Source organism: Bavariicoccus seileri WCC 4188 (genome assembly GCF_000421665.1).
GTDB classification, from domain to species: Bacteria; Bacillota; Bacilli; order Lactobacillales; family Aerococcaceae; genus Bavariicoccus; species Bavariicoccus seileri.
On sequence record NZ_ATXL01000083.1, the window covers coordinates 1 to 4,098 of the forward strand.

Annotated in this window: 3 protein-coding genes and 2 pseudogenes; 1 reads left to right on the plus strand and 4 read right to left on the minus strand. The window is 36.5% G+C overall.

The window, feature by feature from the left end:
• The 4 genes and pseudogenes from H541_RS0110625 to H541_RS0110640 form a co-directional block, all read right to left on the minus strand.
• Positions 1–194, minus strand: a pseudogene (locus tag H541_RS0110625) (IS1380 family transposase); the annotation flags it as partial.
• A 149-nt stretch (positions 195–343) separates the two neighbouring features.
• Positions 344–1,396 carry a restriction endonuclease subunit S gene (locus tag H541_RS12860; protein WP_022797261.1) on the minus strand — a complete coding sequence of 351 codons (1,053 nt, stop codon included), beginning with the start codon at positions 1,394–1,396 and terminating at the stop codon, positions 344–346.
• Positions 1,386–2,909, minus strand: a complete 1,524-nt coding sequence (locus tag H541_RS0110635; protein WP_022797262.1) for a class I SAM-dependent DNA methyltransferase — start codon at positions 2,907–2,909, stop codon at positions 1,386–1,388. Before H541_RS0110635 ends, H541_RS12860 begins: the two co-directional genes overlap by 11 nt.
• A 19-nt stretch (positions 2,910–2,928) precedes the next feature.
• A complete protein-coding gene (locus H541_RS0110640) occupies positions 2,929–3,522 on the minus strand; it encodes a helix-turn-helix domain-containing protein (RefSeq protein ID WP_022797263.1) in 594 nt (197 codons plus the stop codon).
• A 345-nt stretch (positions 3,523–3,867) separates the two neighbouring features.
• Between H541_RS0110640 and H541_RS0110645 the strand changes: the two are divergent.
• Positions 3,868–4,098, plus strand: a pseudogene (locus H541_RS0110645) (ISL3 family transposase); the annotation flags it as partial.

The following is a 4,098-nucleotide window of genomic DNA, read 5'->3' on the forward strand; positions in this document are numbered from 1 at the left end:
GTGTTCTTTGAATGGGTAAAGAATTTCCGCTTGTCTTCAAAATGCACATTTTTCTTCACTAATTTATTAAACTGAATTTTTTCGAGGAACTCACGAACCAAAATCAATCCGCCATGGGAAGATAGCTTTTCACTTTTTGAGGAAATTTGAACATTTTTATTGAAACTTAGTCGATTATCGCGTAAATTTGACATATAGAACACCTCTGTTTTGTATTTTCGTCAAATTTACATTAACAGAAAGGTGTTCTTTTTTCACGCACCAAATGGGTGAAAAAAGAAACTCTTTACAAATGTTGAAGAAATACGGTTTTAGAGCGCAAACTCATAAAACTATGAATTATCTAGGATATAAATGCGTTGTCTATGTCATTATCTTTCGAGATAACTTTTACTACATCCATAGACATAATTAACTTCTCATATTTACCTTTTGAAAGCACCATTACTGGATTACCGATTATTTCAGCACCTTGTGTTAGATCTGTATGCGCTACTACAACGTCATTTATTTCGATATAATGGTGTTTTTTAACTCTGTCTGAAATAATAATTTCTTTTAGTCCATCTTTTTTATAGCCACCATTTCTATTAAAGTTTTTTATTGTAACCATTGCATTATTGGATTCACTTAAATCAGTTCCTTTGTATGAGTAACCACTTTTCACATCTACAATTTTATCTAAAGATATGACTTCCCACCCCTTAGGAATCATCCCAAGCTCACTTGCAATCATCTCTCCACCACTGGACTTATATGGTTCTCCATCTTCATTGGGAAATTCGAAATCCACGAACCACTGCTTGAAAATTGCCTGTGCCATATTTTCCAGGGTTTTGTTGATTTGGTTGTTGACTTCGATTTTATCGTCCAGAGTTGAGAGGATATGGGCGATGGCTTTTTGTTCTTCAAATGGTGGTATTGATATTAAACATTTTCGGAACTCTTTTTGTTTAATTCCCGTTACTGTAGTTCCCGATTGTCTTGATGTCAATTGATGTTGTCCTTCATTAGACATCAAATAATATAATAGGTAATCATTTAGTAAATAATCTTTTTTTCCTCGTAATGTTAATAATCTCTGTGCTATTCCCACCTTTTCTCTATCCAACTTTGCTACTAAACCTAAAGGTGCTTCAGTAGTTAACAGGATATCCCCTTTTCGTGGAAAGCCTCTAACCATAAACTTTTGATATGTCATTTCAGAAATGAAATATGCTTTTGAGTAGTCAATATAACCATTTTTTACAGACTTAGCACTTAATGTCTCTATTCCCGCTTCAGACTTTGCAGGTGTTTTTCCTCTATAATCAATGATTTCATCCAATGCATTTTCCATAGTGTCAACGTCCCACTCAAGTGGAAGTTCTCCAATTTCTGTTACTTTAAAATTCATACCCAATACCCCCTAGATTCTTCCTAATCTCTTCTTCTAGGTGTCGGGATTTAGCAAAGAGTTCAGCCAGTTCGGCTGTCATATTTTCCATTTTTTCATCGAATGGGATACCATCATCCTCAATATCTTCTATACCAACATATCTTCCAGGGGTTAGTACATATTCATTCTCTCTGATATCTTCAATTGTAGCTGACTTACAGAAACCCTTGATATCTTCATACTCCCCATCGATATTTCGCCATTCATGATAGGTTTCAGAAATCTTACTAATATCTTCCTCTGTTAGCTCTCTGTGTCTTCTATCTATCATTTCTCCCAATTGTCGCGCGTCAATAAAGAGGACTTTGTGTTCTCTGGATCTGTACTTCGAATTATCCTTCTTGTTTCTGTTAAGTATCCATAGCGATACGGGAATACCTGTTGAATAGAACAGTTTATCGGGAAGAGCGACAATGGCATCGACCATATCCTCCTCTAATAAATTCTTTCTAATTTCACCTTCGTTTGAAGTGTTTGTACTTAGTGAGCCATTAGCAAGGACAATACCAGCGCTTCCATTAGGTGCTAGATGGTAAACCATATGCTGTAGCCATGCATAGTTGGCATTTCCTGCAGGTGGAATACCGAATTTCCATCTCACATCATCCGTAAGTTGATTGCCACCCCAGTCACTAATATTAAATGGTGGATTGGCAAGGATATAGTCTGCTTTTAATGTCTTATGAAGATCGTGATGGAAAGTATCATCATGATGTGGTCCTAGATTGGCATCAAGGCCTCTGATAGCTAGGTTCATCTTGCAAAGCTTCCATGTAGTTGAGTTCATTTCCTGACCATAGATGGATAGATTATCGACTCTTCCTTGATGGTCCTCTACAAACTTCTCACTCTGTACAAACATTCCACCTGATCCACAACAAGGGTCATAAACTCTGCCTTGGTAGGGTTCAATCATGTCAACTAAGGTCTTAACAACGCTAGTAGGCGTATAGAATTCTCCACCGCCTTTTCCTTCAACGCTGGCAAACTGTCCAAGGAAGTATTCATACACTCTTCCTAGTAAGTCCTTTTCTCCATTTTGATGAAGCTTTATCGTTGAAATTAAGTCAATCAGTTCTCCCAGTCTTCTTTTATCAATTTCGGGTCTTGCATAACGCTTATCCAGTACACCCTTTAGGGATGTATTCTCTTTTTCAATAAGGATCATGGCATCATCAATAAACTGACCGATTTTGGGATCTTTTGCATTATCCTTGATAAAAGACCATCTTGCTTCCTTTGGAACCCAGAAGATGTTCTCTGCTTCGTATTCATCTCGGTCTTCTTCAAAGCCTGCACCTTCTTCAATAAGTGCGTCAAATTTTGTTTCGAATTTATCGGATATGTACTTCAAGAAGATAAGCCCCAGTACCACGTGTTTGTATTCACTGGCATCCATACTGCCCCTCAGCTTATCTGCAGCTTTCCAAAGTGTCTCTTCAAATCCAATGTTTCCTGTGTTCTCAGTCATTTATTTTACCTCCAAATGTTTAATAGTTATGATCATCAAAGACTTCGAATATTTCACCTTCAAAGCCTTCTTGTTCAGGTTCGCTGTTTACCGAATCAGGCAAGACTTCATAATAATGAGCTAGCGCTTCAATCGTTTTGTGTAGAACGGATTCATGCTGTACTTTTTCAAGCAGTTCTACGATGAGCTTGTAGGTCTCTAAATATGGATTATTATCTACTATATCCATTGCGGCCTTAAATCTTGATACCAATTTCGCTTTCTCAATATCTCGTTCTATGGCATTCATTTCTTCTTTGTCGTAGATGGGAACTTCAACAAGATCATTAATCTCACCCAAAGAAAACTGCTGTTCATGCTTCTTGATTACAGGCTTAAGCTCTCTTTTCAGCTTTTCCTTCTGGATCTCTAACTGATCAATTTCTGTAAGCTCACGTTTAAAATAGGACTGATCGATACCAAAGAGTTCTTCTAAAACTGGTAGATATTTCTTTGGAATGTTCTGTCGCCCTTTCACCCACATGTTTATATTTTGTTTTCTAATGCCAAGTTTTTCTGCAAGTTCTATATGCTGAAGATTAAAGAGGTTTAAAATGTACTCTAATCCAATCAAGTTCTCACCTCCTGGTGCAGGGCAACGTTCCAATCTAATATTTATTATAATTCATTTTATTGACTGGGTCAATAACCAATGTAAATGTTTTCTATTCTTTTGACACTAATTCTATCCACTCACTACATTTTTGACAGCTATTTTGTCAACTCACGAGCCCTAAAGTAAATCTAACCAATCAACCCTACACTTTGCTAGTTTTAGATAAGTTCCCACATAATAAAAAAGGTTCTATAATATTTGGTGTTGTTACTCAAAAAGTAGCGACACCAATTTTTGATACAAAAAGACATTTGGTTGTCCTATAATTAAATCGCTAAACAAAATCATAGGAGGATCAGCCAAATGTCCCACACCAATTTTATCAAAACAAAAGATGAAAACATAGATAGCATGATTAAAAAAATCCTTAACATCAAAGATTCTAATATTTCTTTTCCCAAAAATGCCGTGTCAAAAGAAAGAGTAAAAGGCCGATTGTCTACTGTTTTTACCGGAAAATTAACTTATAAGCCATCTCATTGCGAGCATTGTGGCTGCCCTGAGGTCAATCGCCATTCGTTTAAAGACAGTTGG